Annotated in this window: 20 protein-coding genes and 1 pseudogene; 15 read left to right on the top strand and 6 right to left on the bottom strand. The window is 32.8% G+C overall.

The window, feature by feature from the left end; translation table 11 throughout:
• A pseudogene (locus tag WBN21_RS08595) lies at positions 1 to 722 on the top strand (gliding motility protein RemB); the annotation flags it as partial.
• A gap of 242 nt (positions 723 to 964) precedes the next feature.
• Here the strand turns inward: WBN21_RS08595 and WBN21_RS08600 are convergent.
• Positions 965 to 1,831, bottom strand: a complete 867-nt coding sequence (locus WBN21_RS08600; protein ID WP_424199355.1) for an MBL fold metallo-hydrolase — start codon at positions 1,829 to 1,831, stop codon at positions 965 to 967.
• Positions 1,832 to 1,995: 164 nt separating this feature from the next.
• Between WBN21_RS08600 and cyoE the strand changes: the two genes are divergently transcribed.
• The 14 genes from cyoE to tsaB all read left to right on the top strand — a co-directional run bounded on the left by cyoE (position 1,996) and on the right by tsaB (position 14,041).
• On the top strand, positions 1,996 to 2,889 hold the full coding sequence (gene cyoE, locus WBN21_RS08605) for a heme o synthase (RefSeq protein ID WP_424199357.1): 894 nt from the start codon (positions 1,996 to 1,998) through the stop codon (positions 2,887 to 2,889).
• A gap of 3 nt (positions 2,890 to 2,892) precedes the next feature.
• Positions 2,893 to 3,474, top strand: a complete 582-nt coding sequence (locus WBN21_RS08610) for a cytochrome c oxidase subunit 3 (protein WP_424199359.1) — start codon at positions 2,893 to 2,895, stop codon at positions 3,472 to 3,474.
• A gap of 292 nt (positions 3,475 to 3,766) precedes the next feature.
• Complete coding sequence (locus WBN21_RS08615) at positions 3,767 to 4,759, top strand: cytochrome c oxidase subunit 3 (RefSeq protein ID WP_424199361.1); 993 nt, start codon at positions 3,767 to 3,769, stop codon at positions 4,757 to 4,759.
• A gap of 51 nt (positions 4,760 to 4,810) precedes the next feature.
• Entirely contained in the window at positions 4,811 to 5,191 is a 381-nt protein-coding gene (locus WBN21_RS08620) for a cytochrome C oxidase subunit IV family protein (RefSeq protein ID WP_424199363.1), read from the top strand.
• A 90-nt stretch (positions 5,192 to 5,281) separates the two neighbouring features.
• Positions 5,282 to 6,001, top strand: coding sequence for a hypothetical protein (locus WBN21_RS08625; RefSeq protein ID WP_424199365.1), 720 nt, complete (start codon positions 5,282 to 5,284; stop codon positions 5,999 to 6,001).
• Positions 5,994 to 6,737 (top strand): SCO family protein, encoded by a 744-nt coding sequence (locus WBN21_RS08630; RefSeq protein ID WP_424199367.1) that lies wholly within the window; start codon positions 5,994 to 5,996, stop codon positions 6,735 to 6,737. Before WBN21_RS08625 ends, WBN21_RS08630 begins: the two co-directional genes overlap by 8 nt.
• Positions 6,738 to 6,792: 55 nt before the next feature.
• Entirely contained in the window at positions 6,793 to 7,329 is a 537-nt protein-coding gene (locus tag WBN21_RS08635) for a DUF420 domain-containing protein (RefSeq protein ID WP_424199369.1), read from the top strand.
• 2 nt (positions 7,330 to 7,331) lie between these two features.
• A complete protein-coding gene (locus tag WBN21_RS08640) occupies positions 7,332 to 7,553 on the top strand; it encodes a hypothetical protein (RefSeq protein ID WP_424199370.1) in 222 nt (73 codons plus the stop codon).
• Between the two features lie 87 nt (positions 7,554 to 7,640).
• Entirely contained in the window at positions 7,641 to 8,342 is a 702-nt protein-coding gene (locus tag WBN21_RS08645) for an ABC transporter ATP-binding protein (RefSeq protein WP_424199372.1), read from the top strand.
• Positions 8,335 to 9,564: an ABC transporter permease gene (locus tag WBN21_RS08650; RefSeq protein WP_424199374.1), complete on the top strand. Its 1,230-nt coding sequence runs from the start codon at positions 8,335 to 8,337 to the stop codon at positions 9,562 to 9,564. The genes WBN21_RS08645 and WBN21_RS08650 overlap by 8 nt, the downstream gene beginning before the upstream one ends.
• A 2-nt stretch (positions 9,565 to 9,566) precedes the next feature.
• Entirely contained in the window at positions 9,567 to 10,811 is a 1,245-nt protein-coding gene (locus WBN21_RS08655; RefSeq protein ID WP_424199376.1) for an ABC transporter permease, read from the top strand.
• A 12-nt stretch (positions 10,812 to 10,823) separates the two neighbouring features.
• Positions 10,824 to 11,951 (top strand): efflux RND transporter periplasmic adaptor subunit, encoded by a 1,128-nt coding sequence (locus WBN21_RS08660; protein ID WP_424199378.1) that lies wholly within the window; start codon positions 10,824 to 10,826, stop codon positions 11,949 to 11,951.
• Positions 11,938 to 13,272, top strand: a complete 1,335-nt coding sequence (locus WBN21_RS08665; RefSeq protein ID WP_424199380.1) for a TolC family protein — start codon at positions 11,938 to 11,940, stop codon at positions 13,270 to 13,272. Before WBN21_RS08660 ends, WBN21_RS08665 begins: the two co-directional genes overlap by 14 nt.
• A 91-nt stretch (positions 13,273 to 13,363) precedes the next feature.
• Positions 13,364 to 14,041 carry a tRNA (adenosine(37)-N6)-threonylcarbamoyltransferase complex dimerization subunit type 1 TsaB gene (tsaB, locus tag WBN21_RS08670; RefSeq protein ID WP_424199382.1) on the top strand — a complete coding sequence of 226 codons (678 nt, stop codon included), beginning with the start codon at positions 13,364 to 13,366 and terminating at the stop codon, positions 14,039 to 14,041.
• A gap of 59 nt (positions 14,042 to 14,100) precedes the next feature.
• On the opposite strand, the gene WBN21_RS08675 is transcribed toward tsaB, so the two are convergent.
• The 5 genes from WBN21_RS08675 to WBN21_RS08695 form a co-directional block, all read right to left on the bottom strand.
• Positions 14,101 to 14,916, bottom strand: a complete 816-nt coding sequence (locus WBN21_RS08675) for a mechanosensitive ion channel family protein (RefSeq protein WP_424199384.1) — start codon at positions 14,914 to 14,916, stop codon at positions 14,101 to 14,103.
• A gap of 86 nt (positions 14,917 to 15,002) precedes the next feature.
• On the bottom strand, positions 15,003 to 15,356 hold the full coding sequence (locus tag WBN21_RS08680) for a DUF1304 domain-containing protein (protein ID WP_424199386.1): 354 nt from the start codon (positions 15,354 to 15,356) through the stop codon (positions 15,003 to 15,005).
• Positions 15,353 to 17,389 carry a thioredoxin domain-containing protein gene (locus WBN21_RS08685; protein ID WP_424199388.1) on the bottom strand — a complete coding sequence of 679 codons (2,037 nt, stop codon included), beginning with the start codon at positions 17,387 to 17,389 and terminating at the stop codon, positions 15,353 to 15,355. The genes WBN21_RS08680 and WBN21_RS08685 overlap by 4 nt, the downstream gene beginning before the upstream one ends.
• Before the next feature lie 147 nt (positions 17,390 to 17,536).
• Entirely contained in the window at positions 17,537 to 17,737 is a 201-nt protein-coding gene (locus tag WBN21_RS08690) for a dodecin family protein (protein WP_424199390.1), read from the bottom strand.
• 92 nt (positions 17,738 to 17,829) lie between these two features.
• Positions 17,830 to 18,732 (bottom strand): NifU family protein, encoded by a 903-nt coding sequence (locus WBN21_RS08695; RefSeq protein WP_424199392.1) that lies wholly within the window; start codon positions 18,730 to 18,732, stop codon positions 17,830 to 17,832.
• Between the last annotated feature and the right edge of the window lie 142 nt (positions 18,733 to 18,874).

The raw sequence follows: 18,874 nt of genomic DNA on the forward strand, positions 1-18,874 counted from the left end.
CTATTATTTTTTACAGAGCCATTGAGTTTGAAACTGGACAAGGCGCTGGAAATGCCATTTTGGGAGCTACGGCAAAATATAAATGGAATGATAATGTAAATTTTTATGGCCAATTTATTTTAGATGAATTTTCACTTGGCGATATAAAAGGCGGGGAGAAAAGTTGGAAAAACAAATACGGTTACCAACTTGGGGTTAAATATTTTAATGCCTTTAAAATTGATAATTTACTATTACAATTTGAGTATAACCGTGTACGACCATACACGTATTCGCATAATACTATTGTGCTTAATTATGGGCATAACAACCAATCTATGGCGCATTTATGGGGAGCAAACTTTAGCGAAGCTATTATAATTGGGCGTTACCGTTACAAACGTTGGTATGGCGATGCTAAGTTTATTTTTGGAACACGCGGGCTGGATTATAACAACGGAACCGACAATTTTAGTTACGGTGCCGACATTTATAGAGATTATAACGATCGACCTTTTGATATTGGCGTAGAAGTAGGGCAAGGGATCAAATCAAAAATATTCCATGGTAATTTACAAGCTGGTTATTTAGTTAATCCAGCAACTAACCTAAAAATATTCACAGATATAACCGTTAGAAATTTTAATCCTGAAGCCACCACAGTATCAACGTTTAATAATGAAACGCTATGGGTTAATTTTGGCATTAGAACCGATTTGTTTAATTGGTATTTTGATAATTAGTGAAACTATAATTTAATGGAATTCTAAAACAATGTTCATAAATTAGACTGGTTGAAATAATCCCGATGAATTTCGGGATATTATTAATCCTGTCATTGCTGCGAAAGCAGGAATCTCATAAATTGAAGCTTTAAAAAGTTGTAGATATTACGTTAGGGATTGAAGCGGCATCCTTTTTAAGGCACGAAAAAAAGATAAAGCGGAAAGCCAGACCCTTGTGGTAATACCCGAATTAATACCAACTACTCCTTCAACCCATTATAAAGTGTCCGCCTAATTTTTTCAGAAGAAATAAAACAGCATCCATAATCCAAATCATCATAGGTTTTTGTTAAGGCTGTGTTAGTAGCCACTTCGTATTCGGTTTTTCCATTTGCAATTTCAGTTTCAACTTTTTCTTTCAATGTTTCAAGCATTTTTAAAAAAGTTGAGTAATCCTGTTTGTTAGATAAGTTACCATGACCTGGAATTATTTTAGTGTCAACATCAATTAAAATTAGTGCGCTTTTTATCGCTTGAATGTAGCCATTAACGCTTCCACCAGATTTTAAATCGATATATGGATAACGTCCGCTAAAAAAGGTGTCGCCCGAATGTAGCACGTTGCTTTCTGTAAAAAACAGCATAGCATCGCCATCGGTATGGGCATTATCTAAATGAAAAATAAGGATTTGCTCTCCATTAATGTATAAACTCAATTTGTCATTAAAAGTAATTACAGGAAGTGATGTGTCATTTTGTTTTGGATTGTCTTTTACACGTTTATACACATTATCGTGAGCAATAATTGTGGTGTTTAATTTGGCTATGTTTTCATTGCCGCCAGTATGATCGCCGTGATGGTGCGTATTCGCTAAAAACTTAATGGGTTTATCACTAAGTGTTTTAATGGCCTCTAAAATTTTTGGTGTTAAATGCCCAAATTGACTATCAATCATAAAAACACCATCATCACCAACCGAAACACCAATATTTCCACCTTGTCCTTCAAGCATATAAATATTTTCGGTGAGTTTATGAGTTGTTATTTGGACGTCATTGTTTTGTGCGCATGTTGTTATAACCAAACTAAACGTAAAAAGGGAAGTGATGAGTTTTAAGGATTTCATAGAAGGCGGTTATTTTAATTTACCTTAAAAATACAACTTTATACTTTTAAATTAATTTTATTTAAAAGTTGGTAACTTGAAATTTAAGATTAAAGCATTGCTCAAATTGCTTTTATAAAGTATCTTTGCACTCGCAATACAAAAGCCATCAAGGACATAGTACATTGAGTAAGTCACAATCTTCATTAGCAACCCCTTCTGTAATTTCAGATTTTAAGGAAATCACGAAAATGCGCTTGTCAATAAGTGTGGTGTTTTCTTCGCTTGTTGGGTATTTGTTAGGTGTTGATACTATCGATTTTACAACATTAGGTTTACTGGCATTAGGCGGTTATTTTATGGTGGGCGCATCAAACGGATTCAATCAAATTATTGAAAAGGATTTGGATGCTTTAATGGATAGAACTAAAAACAGACCCATTCCAGCAGGACGTATGTCAGTGAATACCGCATTTATTATTTCTAGTATTTTTACTGTTTTAGGGATTATTATTTTGTACAGTATAAACAAGCAAACAGCCATGTTTGGTGCTATTTCTATTTTCTTATATACTTGTGCATACACTCCATTAAAAACTAAAACACCGTTGGCGGTTTTTGTTGGAGCTATTCCTGGAGCCATACCGTTTATGTTAGGTTGGGTAGCCGCAACTGACGATTTTGGAATTGAACCAGGAACGTTGTTTGCACTACAGTTTTTTTGGCAATTCCCGCATTTTTGGGCTATTGGTTGGTTTTTGTTTGAAGATTATAAAAAAGGAGGGTTTTTTATGTTACCAACGGGTAAGCAAGATAAAGGAACCGCAGTACAAACCATTATGTACACCATCTGGACCATTTTAATTTCAATAATTCCGGTATTTGGTTTTACAGGGAAGTTAAAACTTTCTGTAGTTGCAGCAGTTTTAGTTTTTGCAGCTGGCATGTGGTTTTTGTATTATGCGATACTATTGTTTAAAAAAATGACTGAAAAAGCAGCAAAGCAATTAATGTTAGTAAGCGTGTCTTATATTACACTTATTCAAATTATTTATGTTGTTGATAAATTTATCAGATAGATTATGGATTTAACTCAAGGAACACAAGAAGAAAAAAATAACAGAGCAAAAAAGATGATGCTTTGGTTCGGGATTATTTCTTTAATAATGTCTTTTGCTGGTTGGACTAGTGCTTTTGTTGTAAGTAGTTCCAGACCAGATTGGTTAAAAGATTTTGTTTTGCCAAATGCTTTTGTGGTAAGTACGGTTGTAATCATTTTAAGTAGTCTTACTTTTATTTTAGCAAAACGGGCTTTAAAAAACGGAAACCATAAAGCCACCATGCTTTGGTTATTCGCTACATTAACGCTTGGTGTTGTTTTTATTATTAATCAGTTTTCTGGATTTCAGCAAATTATAGATTTAGGTTATAATTTTACAGGACCGACGAGTAATGTTACCATGAGTTACATTTATTTGATAGCTGTTGTGCACATTTTGCACGTTGTAGTTGGCTTAATTTGTTTGTTGGTTGTAATTTATAATCATTTTAAACAAAAGTATACGGCCGATAATATGCTAGGTTTTGAATTGGCTGGAACGTTTTGGCATTTTATAGATATTTTGTGGGTTTATTTGTTTCTGTTTTTATATTTTGTTAGATAGAATTTAAACAAGTAAGCTTTGAATTGGCTATTTTACAGAGGTTTTGGCGGATACGTGCGTTAGGGATTGAACGGCCTGTTTGAGCTCCCGACGAAGGAGGAGCGAGTAGTGAAAGCCCGACTTTTTGCGATCCTGCAAGGTTTTGAAAACCTTGTTGGTATGAGCAAAAAGGAACGCCTAAAGCATTTTTAAACTAAATTATTTTCGCGTTTTTAATTTTTAAAGCTTGATGTTTTATTAGATGAATAAATTGATTATTTTTGTCCAACTTTATAAATAACAACCATTATATATGAGTACAGCAGTAGCAGAAGGCAAAACTTGGGGTGGCGGTAACGAACCACTTAAAGCAAGTTACGGTAAAATGATGATGTGGTTTTTCATCGTATCGGATGCTTTAACATTCTCGGGGTTTTTAGCAGCCTACGGATTTTCAAGATTTAAATTTATTGATGCATGGCCAATTGCAGATGAGGTGTTTACTCACTTTCCGTTTTTACATGGCGTAGATGCACCGATGTATTATGTGGCGTTTATGACGTTTGTACTTATTATGTCGTCTGTAACTATGGTTTTGGCTGTTGATGCTGGACACCATATGAACAAGGCTAAAGTTACTATATACATGTTTTTAACCATTATTGGTGGTTTGATATTCGTTGGTTCTCAAGCTTGGGAATGGAATACATTTATAAAAGGCGATTATGGCGCTATACAAACTAAAGGTGGTAACATTTTACAGTTTGGTCATTATGTTGATGAAGATGGTGAACAGGTTTTTAAACGTGTTGCCGTAAGAGATTTTACTGTTAGTGCAGCACATCAAGATAGAACGCAGCATCAAGACAAAAATGGACTTTGGTTTGTTAATGAAGGCTCTCTTCCTGCTTATACAATGGATGAAGTTATTCATGGTTTACAAGCTAATAAAGATGTTTTAGTGCGTACTCAAATTATAAATGAGGAAGGCGAAAAAACTGTTTTAACAAGAGATGAATCTATAGATCAAGTAATGAAAAATGGAACATTGTATGTTGAAGGTGCAAATCTTCATGTTAATGAATATGGGTCGCCACTTTTTGCAGATTTCTTTTTCTTTATAACAGGATTTCACGGGTTTCACGTATTCTCTGGTGTGCTTATTAATATCATTATTTTCTTCAATGTTGTTTTAGGAACTTACGAAAGACGCGGAAGTTATGAGATGGTTGAAAAAGTTGGTTTATACTGGCACTTTGTAGATTTAGTTTGGGTATTTGTATTTACATTCTTCTACCTAGTTTAATAAATAATATTCGCCAATAGCCAAAAGCTAAAGGCCAAAAGCAAATTTAAAATGGCACACGAACATAAATTAGCAATATTTCAAGGATTATTAAAATTCAAATCCAACACTCAAAAAATTTGGGGTGTTTTAGTATTCTTAACTATTGTAACAATAATAGAAGTCGCATTAGGTATTGTAAAACCAGAAGCGTTAATGGCTAAGTTTTTAGGTATGAAAATCTTAAACTGGATATTCATAATCTTAACGATAGTAAAAGCTTATTACATTACTTGGGATTTCATGCACATGCGTGATGAAACTAAGTCCTTAAGACGTATGGTGGTTTGGACAGCAATTTTCCTTATTCTTTACCTAATATTCATTTTGTTACAAGAAGGTGGATACGTTTTTGATGTATATAAAGATGGTTATATCAAAAGAGATTTTTAACTATTTAAATTATAGTTAATTTAAGATATTAAGGCGGTTTTTAAACCGCCTTTTTTTATTTTTGCAAAACAAAATATACACTATTCATTCATGAATTATAAAAAGGTAAGTCGCTATGTGGTTTTAGGAGTTTTATTCTTTCTACCTGTAACCTTTTTATTGTTTTTATATCCGGCAACGCATAATTATTCGCCTTTAGATATTGTTGATGAATCGGTGATTGATTTGGAAAGTTTTTCATCTGAACCTGAAGAAAAGGTCCTTTTATTAGATCACATTACCGTACTCGGTTTTTTTGGAGATAACCCAGAAAAGAGTAGTACCATAGCCTTAAATTTAAAGGAGTTAGTTTACGATAAGTTTAAAGGCTTTAAAGGTTTTCAAATTGTAATACTTATGCCAAAAGGAACAGAAGAAGCTGTTAAAATCCTAAAGGCAGAAATAAGTTCGTACGAGGATTTAAAATTTTGGCATTTCGTTTTTGGAGAACCAAGCGACATTAAACGTGTTTTTTATAGCCTAAAAACTAAAGGAAATTTATCATCAAGTTTAGAAACCAACCAAGTTTATATAGTTGATAAAGGTTTAAACCAACGCGGACGATTGGATGATAGAACGGATAAGGAATTAGAAAAAAAGAAGTCTAGTTACGGACTTTACGCATATAATTGTATTGAAGTTGCCGAAATAAAAAATAAGATGAGTGACGATTTACGCATTCTTTTAACTGAATACAGACAGAAACGAAAAGGCGAATTTAATTCTGATATTAGAAGAGCCAACGATTTAAAAGCTGATAATAATGAGTAAAAAACCAAATTATTCATACATAGGCATTGCCTTTATTGTTCTTATTTTTGGAATTATTTTTGTTCCAAGAATTGCAGAAAGAATATCAAATAACGATATCTCAAGACAGGAAAGTAGAAGTGATCAAAAAAGGGAGACACCAAAAAAATCATCCGATTTAGTGTTTATTCCTAATAACGGTGAAAATAGAAAGGTTCCAAATTTTGCTTTTACAAATCAAGATGGAAAAACCATTACTAATAAAGATTACGAGGGTAAGGTGTATGTTATTGAGTTCTTTTTTACAACTTGCCCAACTATTTGCCCAAGAATGAATAGAAATCTTATAGAAATTCAAAATGAGTTTGAAGAATTTGAAGATTTTGGAGTGGCATCCTTCACTATTAATCCTGAAAATGATACCCCCGAAGTTCTTAAAGCATACGCTGAAAAATATGGGGTTACAAATCCTAATTGGAATTTAATGACAGGCGATAAAGAAGCCATTTATAAGCTTTCAAATGAAGGTTTTTATATTTATGCCGCTGCAAATCCTGATGTTGAGGGTGGTTTTGAGCATTCCGGAAATTTTGCTTTAATTGATAAAAACGGATTTATAAGATGCAGGGTTGTTGACGGAAACCCAATAATTTATTATAATGGCATAACATCAGAATCTGAAAAAACAGATGAAGATGGTAAATTAGAAGAAATTAGTGCCTTAAAAGAGGATATTAAAAAACTGCTTACTGAGTGATGCTAGTCATTCTGAACTTGTTTCAGAATCTTATGAATAATGATTTTACAGTAATATGAAGAAGAATCAAGATAATACAATAGACGAAAAAAAATATAACAAACTTATAGTTATACTATCCATAGTAATTCCTGTTGCTGTTGCAGCACTTTTCGGAATTAAAATTGATGTGGAATTACCTGTGTTTTTACCGCCTATTTATGCAAGTGTTAATGCGTTTACTGCCTTAGTTTTAGTGTTGGCTTTTATTGCAATAACAAATAAAAAAATTAAACTTCACGAAAGATTAATGAAGTTTGCAATCGGCTTATCAATACTGTTTTTACTCATGTATATTACTTATCATATGACAAGCGATTCTACAGCATTTGGTGGTGAAGGTGCCGTAAAATATATTTATTACTTTGTTTTAATAACTCATATTGTATTATCAATAGCTGTTATTCCTTTTGTATTAATTACATACTTCAGAGCAATAACTAATAACATTGAAAAGCATAAAAAAATAGCAAAAATCACATTCCCATTATGGCTTTACGTTGCTATAACTGGAGTTGTAGTATACATAATGATTTCACCATATTACGCATAGAAATGAAACACAAGATTGTCTTTTTTCTCATATTATTTTTCTTTTTTATAGATACCAACGCTCAATGTGCTATGTGTCGGGCAGTATTAGAAAGTGAAGAAGGACAAACCACAGCCGAAGGTATTAATGATGGGATTGTATATTTAATGGCCATTCCCTACATACTTATTGCAGGCATAGGGTATTATATTTATCGGAAATACAATAGGTTAAAAAAGTTATAAAATTTTTTTTGTAAACCTTTTGTAACATTTCTTTGTCTTGTTAGTCTAATTTAAAAGCTTAGCTTGTTTAACTAAACCAATAAATCCATGTTAAAGATTCATCAACTTCACAAATCCTATCCTATAGGCGATTCTAGTTTACATGTTTTAAAAGGAATAGATCTTGATGTTGAAGAGGGTGAAATGGTAGCAATCATGGGGTCTTCAGGATCTGGAAAATCAACTTTATTAAACATAATTGGTATGTTAGATGAGGCTGATTCTGGCGAGTACATTCTTGATGGCTTGCCAATTAAAAATCTTACCGAGAAAAAAGCAGCTGTTTATAGAAATAAATTTTTAGGTTTTATTTTTCAGTCTTTCAACTTAATAAATTACAAAAACGCTCTTGAAAATGTAGCCCTACCGTTGTATTATCAAGGTATGAAACGTAAAGAGCGTCAAGAAATGGCCATGTTTCACTTAGGAAAAGTTGGTTTAGCAGATTGGGCTAAACATTTACCGAAAGAACTTTCTGGTGGTCAAAAACAGCGTGTTGCTATTGCCAGAGCATTGGCTGCAAACCCTAAATTACTTTTAGCTGATGAGCCTACAGGAGCATTAGATACCACAACATCCTACGATATTATGGCTTTTATTCAGCAATTAAATGATGAAGGCAAAACCATATTAATGGTAACGCATGAGGAGGATATTGCAAATATGTGTAAGCGCATAGTGCGGTTGCGAGACGGTGTGATTATGGAAGATGTGAAAGTAACCCAAGTAAGAGCCGAGCAGCATGTTTGACATAGACCTTTGGCGCGAAATATTTCAGAGTATTAATATGAACAGAACTAGAAGTTTACTTTCTGGTTTTACTGTGGCATTTGCTATTTTGTTATTTACCATCCTTTTCGGAATTGCCAATGGATTACAAAACACATTTCAAGAAGCATTTGGAACCGATGCAAACAATTCTATAGTGATATTCCCGGGCAAAACAACCAAAGCGCATAAGGGTTTACAGGTGGGGCGCCTGATACAATTCAAAAGTGAAGATCGTGAGTTTATTAAAGAAAAGTATGGCGATAAAGTTCAATTTATCACCTCAAAAGTAAATAAAAGTGCGAGTGCTTCTTTTAAAGGTGAAAAAAACAATTACCAGTTACGAGGCGTTCACCCAGAGTACATGTTTATTGAAAATAATGTGGTTAAATCTGGACGTTATATCAACCAAAATGATATTCATAACCGCACCAAAGTAGTCGTAATCGGAAAAAAAGTTGAAGACGATTTGTTTTTTAAGGAAGATCCTATTGGGAAATATATTAACCTAAGTGGCATTCAATATAAAGTTGTTGGTGTTTTTACCGATGATGAAGGAGATAGTGAAGAGGCCGTTATTTATATGCCTATCACAACTACCCAGTTTGTTTATGGAAATAACGATTTTATTGATTTAATACATTTAACCTATAACCCTGAAATGAAATCGGGCGAAGCTTTAGCCTTTGGTAATGCCATTTCAAACAGTTTAAAAAAACGTTTTGATGTTGCAAGAAGTGATCAGCGAGCTATCAGAATTTGGAATATGGCTCAAGGCACGGAACAAGTGGATATCATGACCATGAGTTTAACGGTAATTATATTGGTTATTGGTTTCGGAACGCTTATAGCTGGTATTGTGGGAATCAGTAATATTATGATTTTTATAGTAAAAGAACGGACCAAAGAAATTGGTATACGTAAAGCCTTAGGAGCATCACCTAAATCTATTGTGTCTATTATTTTAATAGAGTCTATTATAATAACGGCAATTGCTGGTTACATTGGCTTATTGGTTGGCGTTGGTGTACTTGAATTTGTTGGGCCAAGTTTAAAAGAATATTTTATTAAAGATCCCGGCGTTAGTAATAGCTTAGTAATTGGAGCCACGCTAACATTAATCATTGCAGGAGCCATTGCGGGATATTTACCGGCTAAAAAAGCATCGCAAATTAAACCTATTGTAGCCTTAAGAAACGACTAATTATGTTTAAATTTTTATTCGATAGAGATACCTGGCAAGAAGTTTTTGATAGTTTAAGTAAAAATAAACTTCGATCTATCTTAACTATGGTGGGTGTTTGGTGGGGTATTTTATTACTTATTGGCCTTTTAGGTTCTGCCCGTGGTTTGGAAAATTCATTTAATAGATTATTTGGAAGTTTTGCAACAAATAGCGTATTTATTTGGGGTGAAAGTACGAGTAAGCCTTTTCAAGGTTTTCAAGAAGGAAGACAAGTAAAGTTATCTTTAAAAGATGCCAAAAAAGTAGAGGAGAATGTTGAAGGTATTGAGTTTGTTGTACCTCGAAATCAAAACCAAGCTGTAGTTGTTAGAAATTTTCTTTCTGGGACCTTTGGATTAAATGGCGATTATCCATTATTAGATCAAGTTCAAAAGAAAAAATTAGTTCATGGGCGTTTTATCAACCAAAATGATATTGATGATAACAAAAAAGTAGTTGTAATTTCTGAAGATGCCTTTAAACAGCTTTTTGAAAAAGATGACATGCCGATTGGAGAATATATCGAGATAAATAAAATCAATTTCAAAGTTATTGGCATGTTCGAAAACGGAAATGTAAATATGGGGCCAACTTCAGATATGCATATTCCATTTACAACGTTTCAGCAAATATACAATCAGGGCGATCAAATTGGATGGATGATGATTACTGGTAAGCCAGAATATGACATTACCCAAATTGAAGAAGATGCCAAATTATTATTAAAAAATCTTAATAAAATTCACCCAAATGATAAGCGTGCCTTTGGAAGTTTTAACCTTGGAAATGAGTTTGCTAAAATTACTGGGTTTTTAACTGGAATGCAGTTTTTAACCTGGTTTGTTGGAATTGCAACTTTAATTGCAGGTGTATTTGCGATTGGAAATATTTTGTTAATAACGGTAAAAGAACGAACTAAAGAAATTGGGGTTCGACGAGCTTTAGGAGCAACACCATTCGAAATAAAAAGACAGATAGTTGTTGAGGCAGTTTTTTTAACCATAGTGGCTGGCATATTTGGAATTATAACAGGAGGCTGGATTTTAATTTTATTAGACCACTTTTTTGGTCAAGGAGACGATGCCGCCATTGTAAACGCATCGGTATCCATAGGTGTGGTTTTCATAGCCTTAGTAATCCTGGTTATTTTAGGCACATTAATAGGGTTAATACCAGCAAATAAAGCCACAAGCATAAAACCAATTGAAGCATTAAGAGAAGAATAAACAATCAAGAATATGAACAAGACAGTAAAAATTATTTTAGTAATAGTTGCTATTATAGCATTGGCATTCGTGTTAAAGTATTTTAAAGATGCCAACTCAAAAGATGTTGTTGACTATAAAGTTGAAGAACCGTTTTTTAGCACTATTGATACAAAAGCAGTAGCAACAGGAAAATTGAATCCAGAAGAAGAAATTGAACTGAAACCGCAAATTGCAGGCATCGTTGATAAAATTCTTGTAGAAGAAGGTGATAAAGTTAAAAAAGGAGACTTAATTGCAACCATTAGAGTAGTGCCAAATGAGCAAAATTTGGTAGCATCTAAAGGTAGAATTAGTACTGCTAAATTATCATACGATAATGCGAATGTACTATATACAAGAAATAAAACCTTATTTGAAAAAGGTGTCATTTCACAACAAGATTTTGAGAATAGTGAGTTGTCTTTCAACCAAGCTAAGGAGTCATTATCGCAAGCTCAAAATGATTATCAGATTATTAAGCGCGGTTCCATTTCAGGAGGAAGTTCTGCAAATACGAATATTATAGCGCAAATAGCAGGAACCATTCTGGAAATCCCTGTTCGTGAAGGCGACCAAGTTATAGAAAGTAATAGTTTTAATGCTGGAACAACCATCGCAACCATTGCAGATATGAGCTTAATGATTTTTGAAGGAAAATTAGATGAGGCTGAAGTTGGAAAAGTTAAAGAAGGTAAAGATATCAAAGTCATTTTAGGAGCCATTAGAAATAAAGAGTTTCCTGCTAAATTAACATTTGTTGCTCCAAAAGGTGTTGAGGAAAATGGGGCTGTTCAGTTTACAATAAAAGCTGATGTTACCATTGATTCGCTCACTAATATTAGAGCTGGATATAGTGCTAACGCGGAAATAGAACTAGAAAGAAGTCAGGACAGTGTGTTGGTAATTAGAGAAGCGCTTCTTCAATATAACCGAATTACTGAAGAACCTTTCGTTGAAATTTTAGAAGGTGAAAACAAATTCAAAAAAGAAGATGTGGAGTTAGGTTTGTCTGATGGAATTAATGTTGAAATTAAAAGTGGCGTTAAGGAAGGTGATAAAATTAAAGTTTGGAATAAAGCATCAAAAGATAACGAAGATGGAGAAGATGAAGAAGAATAATATGAAACAAGTCGTTTTAGTTTTAGCATTAGTATTTTCAGCGTTTTCATTTGCTCAGCAAAATACATGGACGCTACAAGCATGTGTGAACCATGCCTTGGAAAATAATATTACTGTTAAACAAGGGCAGAACACCATATTAAGTAACGATCAAGATATTATAGCGGCAAAAGGGCAATTTTTACCTTCGGTTAGCGCAAGTGCTTCTCAAGGCTTAAGTTTAGGCACAAGTCTTGTAGCAGAAGGTTTATTTGCCGACAGAACTAGTCATTCAACAAACTTAGGTGTTAGTGTTTCTCAAACGGTTTTTAATGGTTTTAGAAGATTAAATGTTTATAAACAATCTTTGCTAAATAAGGAAACAAACGAATTGACGCTAAATAGGATTAAAGACGATATTTCATTAAATGTTGTAAATGCCTATTTAAACGTTTTGTTTAATAAAGAAAATTTAGAAATTGCTAATGCGCAATATGCATTTAGTTTAAAACAATTAGAACAAGTTAAAAGTTTAGTTGATGCTGGTGTGCAACCTAAAGCAAATGTATTTGATTCTGAAGCAACGTTAAGTAGAGATGCGCAACAAGTTACGCTAGCTGAGAACAATTTTAATTTAGCATTATTAACCTTATCTCAATTATTGCAAGTGCCTTATAATGATTTCAATGTCGAGTATATTGAAGTAAATACCCCGTCTGAAGCATTGCTTTATAAGGATGTAAATCCAGTTTTAAATTATGCCTTAGAAAACAGAAATGAGATTAAAATTGCAGAGAAGAATATTGAAAGCTCAAAATTAAATACTGAAATTTCTAAAAGTGCTTATTTGCCGGGTGTTTCATTAAGTTATGGGTTTGGCGCCAATGCTTTTTATTCAAATTTAAGTGATAATGAAGCCTCTTTTCTAGACCAGATTAATAATAATAAAGGACATAGTTTTAATTTAAGCATTGGTATTCCAATCTTTTCAAGATTTCAAACTAAAACTGACGTTGCTAAATCCAGAATTCAGGAGGAAAATAGTTTACTCAATTTAGAACAAGCAAAATTAGATTTAGAAGCCAATATCCAACGTGCATATACCGATGCTCAAGCAGCTTTTAAAGCTTTTGATGCTGCCGAAAAATCTTTGGAGTCTCAGACCTTAGCATTTAACAATTCAAAAGAACGTTATGATATAGGAGTTTTAACTGCTTTTGATTTAGAGCAAGCTAGAGTGCAATTAATAAATGCAGAATCTTCTTTAATTAATGCGAAATACGATTTTGTATTTAAAACAAAAGTATTAGACTTTTACATGGGAAAATCTTTAACTAACTAAAAAGTAATTTCTTAATGATTGCATTGAACTAACATTTTAAATTTTCATTCCCGTGCAAGCGAGAATCTACATTTTTGGACTATTTAACAAAATGAATACATTCATATTAAACTTAGAAACCGCAACAACAAATTGCTCCGTATCGCTTTCAAAAAACGGGGAAACCATTGTTTTAAAAGAGGATAATGATAAAAGCTATTCGCATGCAGAAAGACTTCATGTTTACATTGATGAAGTTTTAAAAGAAGCAAATATTAGTTCAAGTGATTTAGCTGCCATTGCGGTAAGTAAAGGTCCAGGGTCTTACACAGGTTTACGAATTGGAGTTTCTGCCGCTAAAGGGCTTTGTTTTGCTTTGGATAAACCATTAATTGCTATCCCAACTTTAGATGCCTTAGGACATCAAGTTAAAATAGAAGAAGGTGTTATCATTTCAATGCTTGATGCTAGACGCATGGAAGTGTATTCGGCGATTTACAATTCAAATTACGAGCAAATTAGAGCTACTGAAGCTCAGATTTTAAATGAAACTTCTTTTGAGGATTACTTACAACAAGGGAAAGTCTATATTATTGGAAATGGTGTTGAAAAAACGAAAGCTTTAATAAATCATCCAAATGCTGTTTTTGTTGAAAATAAATTGCCTTCTGCAAAAGAAATGGGCCTGTTGGCGTTTAATAAATACAAAAAAGGCGATACCGAAGATGTTGCTTATTTTGAACCGTATTATTTAAAAGATTTTGTGGCATTAAAGCCAAAAGTAAAATAAAAAAAAGACCCACCAGGTTTTTAAAACCTAGTGGGTCTGATATTAGATATATTATTTTTCTATCCTTGTTTCCTAATCTCAACTTGATGTGGGTAAGGAATATCAATACCAGCTTTATCAAGCGCTTCTTTTACCTCTTCAGTAATACCAAAATAAACAGCCCAATAGTCCTCTGCGTTACACCAAGGTCTCACAGCAAAGTTTATTGAACTATCAGCCAATTCAGAAACATTTACTGTAGGTACTGGTTCTTTTAATACTTTAGGGTGCGATTTTAAAACATTCATTAACACTTCCTTTGTTTTCTTAATATCAGAATCATAACCAACTCCAAAAGTTAAATCTACACGACGTGTACCTTCAGTAGTATAATTAATAATATTTCCGTTTGATAAAGACCCATTTGGAATAATGATTTCTCTATTAGATAAACCTGTTAGTTTTGTCGTAAATATTTCAATTTGTTTTACCACACCAAGTTCACCTTGAGCTTCAATTAAATCTCCAATTTTAAATGGTTTAAATATCATAATTAAAACACCTCCAGCAAAATTACCTAACGAACCTTGCAAGGCTAAACCTATTGCTAAACCAGCAGCTGCTAAAATGGCTGCAAATGATGTCGTTTCAACACCAACAGTTCCCAGAACTACAATAATTAAAACAATTTTTAAAATCCATTTAAGTAAATTCAGTAAAAACTTTTTAAGACTAACGTCATAATCTCCTTTTTCCAAAGCTTTTCTTAAACCTTTAAGAATCATTTTAATTACCCAAGAACCTATAATCCATATAACTATAGCTCCAAGAATTTTAAGTCCGTATTCTAAGGCTAATTCTAGCCATTTCTCTGTGTCGATGTTTTCTAAATTCATAATTTTTTAAGTTTTAGTAATCGCAAAAGTAAAAACTAAAGGTTAGTTTTTAAATGTTTAAGCGATAAAAAATGATTAATTATTTTTTAAATAAAGCAAAAAATTAATGCAATTATTGCAGGAACTGCTTGCACATAAAATAGCTTTATTTGCTTTGTTGAGTAAGACCCATAAATACCAGCAATAGTCACACAAATAAGAAAGAAAATGGCAGTTTTTACGTTGTTTTGGAAAATAGCGAATAATAGTCCCGCCGCTAAAAACCCATTATAAAGTCCTTGATTTGCAGCTAATACCTTAGTGTCCTCAGCAAATTGTTTAGATTTTAATCCGAAGGCCTTGATGCCCTTAGGTTTAGTCCACATAAACATCTCTAAAAATAAAAAATAGAAATGCTCTAGAGCTACAAGGGCTATAAGTATAATAGTTATTAGTTTCATTGTTTTAAAAGTTTTAAAGCATCTTTAGTTTCCGAAACGGGAAGTTTACAGGCTTTATTCACGCAAACATAGATAAGTGTATTATTTGGATTATACCTGTTTTCTAATAAGGGCATATCGTTTTCTGAACTGCTTCCAGCAATAAGCTTATTAGGAATATAGGTTTTGTTTAACTCTGCTATTTTTTGTTTTACTTCTGGACCTACAATAGCTACTTCATAGTAAGGGTTGGTATAATTAAGCATTAATTCGAACCAGTTGGAGTATCCAGAAGGGTAGTCTTGCATTTCTGGTTTGACATTATTTAACATAGACATGGCTGTTGTGCTATAATGCTCATTTTCGAAATAATGCGATAATTTAAATAGGTTTTTAGCCATGATAGAATTACTTGCCGGAATGACATTGTCTCTATATTCTATACTTCTAGATACTAATGAAGCATCACTATTGGATGTAAAGTAGAACATTTTATTACTATCATCAAAAAAGTGATCGAATGTATAATTTGTTAAATCTCTTGCAGATTTTAACCACTTTTCATCTAAAGTATTTTCATAAAGTGCTAAAAAAGCATCTACCGTGGCAGCATAATCTTCTAAATAACCATTTATACTACTTTTTCCGTTTTTGTAATTATGGTTTAATCCACCATCTTCTCGCAATTGATTATTTAAAATGAAATTGGCATTTTTTTCAGCGGAAGCTAGATAATCTGCATTTCCAAAAACACGATAAGCATCAGTATATCCTTTTAACATGATAGCATTCCAGGAGGTTAGTGTTTTGTCGTCTAATCTTGGTTTGGCTCTTTTATTACGCTCATTCAGTAAGATAGCTTTCCATGATTGTTTCTTTTTAATTAAAGCATCCTTAGTGATATTATGTTTTTTCATGATGGTGTAATCATCATTTTTTTTTATAAGCACATAATTATCATGTTCCCAAAACCCGTAATTATTTACATTATAATAATCTGAAAACATGTCGAATTCTTCTTTTAATAATGTTTTTAGTTCGTCTTTTTTCCAAACGTAAAAAGCACCTTCTTCTAATTCTCCTTCAGGGGTTTTGCTGTCTGCATCTAGTGACGAGTAGAATGCCCCATTTTCAGTTGTCATTTCCTGATTGATGTATGCTAATGTTTCTGTTACAACGTCTTTGTAAATCTCATTTTTTGTTAAAAGGTATGCGTCTGCATATAAACTTACTAATTGCCCATTATCATAAAGCATTTTTTCGAAATGGGGCACATGCCATTTGGCATCTACTGAATATCTTGAAAATCCGCCTCCAATCTGGTCAAAAATACCTCCATAAGCCATTTTTTTGAGTGTTAAATTAACAAAGTCTAATAATTCACTATCATTATTTTGATGGGCATATCTTAATAGAAAATGATAATTATTGGGCATCATAAACTTAGGTGCGCTATTCATTCCACCTTGATTGTTGTCAAATTGTTTTGCCCAACTTTTAACAGCGTTTTGAATGAAAGGTTTATCAAAAACTGGTTCGTTTGTGTTTAATTCAACAACATCTAAAGATTTAATACCCGCTTCTAACTTACTAGCATACTCTTGAAGTTTTTCAGGGTTTTCTGTATATAATTTTGAGATTTGATCCAAGGCATCCATCCATTGGTCTTTCTTAAAATAGGTGCCACCCCAAACGGGTCTTCCATCGGGCAATGCAACTACATTTAAAGGCCATCCACCACTACCTGTCATGAGTTGCACGGCATTCATATAAACTTGGTCTACATCTGGACGTTCTTCCCTATCTACTTTTATATTGATAAAGTTTTTATTCATTACTTGCGCCACAAGGCTGTCTTCAAAACTTTCATGTTCCATAACATGGCACCAATGGCAAGCTGCATAACCAACACTTATTAGTAATAATTTATTTTCGGTTTTTGCTTTTTGTAAAGTGGTTTCATTCCATGGATTCCAATCTACAGGATTGTGAGCATGTTGTAATAAATATGGGCTTGTTTCATTTACAAGAGCGTTGGTATATTGATGTTTCATAGGCTCAGAATTCTGACCCTTACAGCCAATAATTAATATAAGAAAAACTAGTAGAAATATATGTCTCATTCACCAAAGTTAGCAAATTTAAACCATAAAAAAAGCGTCCAGAAACTGAACGCTTATTTTTTTAAATGGAATAAAAATTTAGTTCACTTCAAAAGTGATTTTTACGTTTACTCTAAAATCTGTAACCTCACCATCTTTAACACTTGCGCTTTGATCTTGAACGTATACAGAACGTATGTTTTTAACACTTTTTGAAGCGTGTTTTACTGCTTTTCTAGTTGCTTCTTCCCAACTTTTGTCTGAATTTGCTAATATTTCAATTACTTTTAATACGGCCATAATGTTATGATTTATAGTTAAAAAAAATGTTTTTAATTCTCCTTTAAAGGTACTATTTTTTAGACACTTTTAAAAATAAAAGACACACGATTTTAACCATTAATAGCTTCAACAGTATAGACTTTTCCTGGGAGCATTTCTTTTAGCATGTTTTCAATACCACTTTTTAAAGTATAGGTTGAAGAAGGACAACCACTACAAGCTCCTTGAAGCAATACACTTACATTTTTTAAATCGGAATCGTAAGAAATGAATTGAATATTACCACCATCACTAGCAACAGCAGGTTTTACATATTCTTCCAAGATGTTTACAATTTCCTTCGAAACATCATCTAAAGTTTCAAAATGACTATCAATTTGTTTGGTAGATTTTTTTAAGGTTTCTATGGCTTCTGGAAGTACAACGTCCTTTCCTTTTTCAATATAATCCTTAATAAATTCACGAAGTTGAATCGTAATATCTTCCCATTCTGCCATATCATATTTTGTAATCGACACATAGTTTTCATCAAGAAATACACGTTGTACGAACGGAAAATGAAATAACTCAGTTGCTAAAGGCGAAAGTTTAGCTTCGTCAATAGAGGTAAACTCAAAAAGCGCAGCAACAATTTTTTTGTTAGCTACAAACTTCATTACCGATGGGTTTGGCGTGCTTTCTGCATAAACGGTAACAGCTACTTTTTTTGGTGTCGCAGTTTCTTCAACCACAATACCACCATCATTTAGATAGGCTTCAATTTGTTCTGAAACTTCATCCTGTACATCATTCCATTCTACAATGCTGTAGCGTTCAACAGCAATAAAATTTCCTGAGATATATACTTTTTTAACGAATGGTAAATAGAATAATTGTTGTGCCAATGGCGAATTTTTGGCTTCATCAATATTATTAAACTCAAAACTTTGATGTTTGGTTATAAATTGATTTACTTCAAATTTTACAATGGCGTTATTGGATGTTTCCTGCACGGAAACCTTGAAAGTGTTCATTTCAGCTAATTTTTCACAAAAATACTAAAAGAAAACTTTAGTTATCCATATATTTGAGTTTTGTTGCCTGTTTTAAAAGGCGGTATAGGTAAAGGCGAGCTTTATCTTTTTTATGTGTAATTTTTTAAGAATCAAGACGTTT

This window comes from Algibacter sp., assembly GCF_049667265.1.
GTDB lineage: Bacteria > Bacteroidota > Bacteroidia > Flavobacteriales > Flavobacteriaceae > Algibacter_B.

Excerpts from the sequence above, each read along its gene's own strand:
- WBN21_RS08600 (WP_424199355.1), bottom strand. The coding sequence starts at position 1,831 with ATGAAATCCTTAAAACTCATCACTTCCCTTTTTACGTTTAGTTTGGTT.
- WBN21_RS08610 (WP_424199359.1), top strand. The coding sequence starts at position 2,893 with ATGGATTTAACTCAAGGAACACAAGAAGAAAAAAATAACAGAGCAAAA.
- WBN21_RS08615 (WP_424199361.1), top strand. The coding sequence starts at position 3,767 with ATGAGTACAGCAGTAGCAGAAGGCAAAACTTGGGGTGGCGGTAACGAA.
- WBN21_RS08620 (WP_424199363.1), top strand. The coding sequence starts at position 4,811 with ATGGCACACGAACATAAATTAGCAATATTTCAAGGATTATTAAAATTC.
- WBN21_RS08625 (WP_424199365.1), top strand. The coding sequence starts at position 5,282 with ATGAATTATAAAAAGGTAAGTCGCTATGTGGTTTTAGGAGTTTTATTC.
- WBN21_RS08630 (WP_424199367.1), top strand. The coding sequence starts at position 5,994 with ATGAGTAAAAAACCAAATTATTCATACATAGGCATTGCCTTTATTGTT.
- WBN21_RS08635 (WP_424199369.1), top strand. The coding sequence starts at position 6,793 with ATGAAGAAGAATCAAGATAATACAATAGACGAAAAAAAATATAACAAA.
- WBN21_RS08640 (WP_424199370.1), top strand. The coding sequence starts at position 7,332 with ATGAAACACAAGATTGTCTTTTTTCTCATATTATTTTTCTTTTTTATA.
- WBN21_RS08645 (WP_424199372.1), top strand. The coding sequence starts at position 7,641 with ATGTTAAAGATTCATCAACTTCACAAATCCTATCCTATAGGCGATTCT.
- WBN21_RS08650 (WP_424199374.1), top strand. The coding sequence starts at position 8,335 with ATGTTTGACATAGACCTTTGGCGCGAAATATTTCAGAGTATTAATATG.
- WBN21_RS08655 (WP_424199376.1), top strand. The coding sequence starts at position 9,567 with ATGTTTAAATTTTTATTCGATAGAGATACCTGGCAAGAAGTTTTTGAT.
- WBN21_RS08660 (WP_424199378.1), top strand. The coding sequence starts at position 10,824 with ATGAACAAGACAGTAAAAATTATTTTAGTAATAGTTGCTATTATAGCA.
- WBN21_RS08665 (WP_424199380.1), top strand. The coding sequence starts at position 11,938 with ATGAAGAAGAATAATATGAAACAAGTCGTTTTAGTTTTAGCATTAGTA.
- tsaB (WP_424199382.1), top strand. The coding sequence starts at position 13,364 with ATGAATACATTCATATTAAACTTAGAAACCGCAACAACAAATTGCTCC.
- WBN21_RS08675 (WP_424199384.1), bottom strand. The coding sequence starts at position 14,916 with ATGAATTTAGAAAACATCGACACAGAGAAATGGCTAGAATTAGCCTTA.
- WBN21_RS08680 (WP_424199386.1), bottom strand. The coding sequence starts at position 15,356 with ATGAAACTAATAACTATTATACTTATAGCCCTTGTAGCTCTAGAGCAT.
- WBN21_RS08685 (WP_424199388.1), bottom strand. The coding sequence starts at position 17,389 with ATGAAACATCAATATACCAACGCTCTTGTAAATGAAACAAGCCCATAT.
- WBN21_RS08690 (WP_424199390.1), bottom strand. The coding sequence starts at position 17,737 with ATGGCCGTATTAAAAGTAATTGAAATATTAGCAAATTCAGACAAAAGT.
- WBN21_RS08695 (WP_424199392.1), bottom strand. The coding sequence starts at position 18,732 with ATGAACACTTTCAAGGTTTCCGTGCAGGAAACATCCAATAACGCCATT.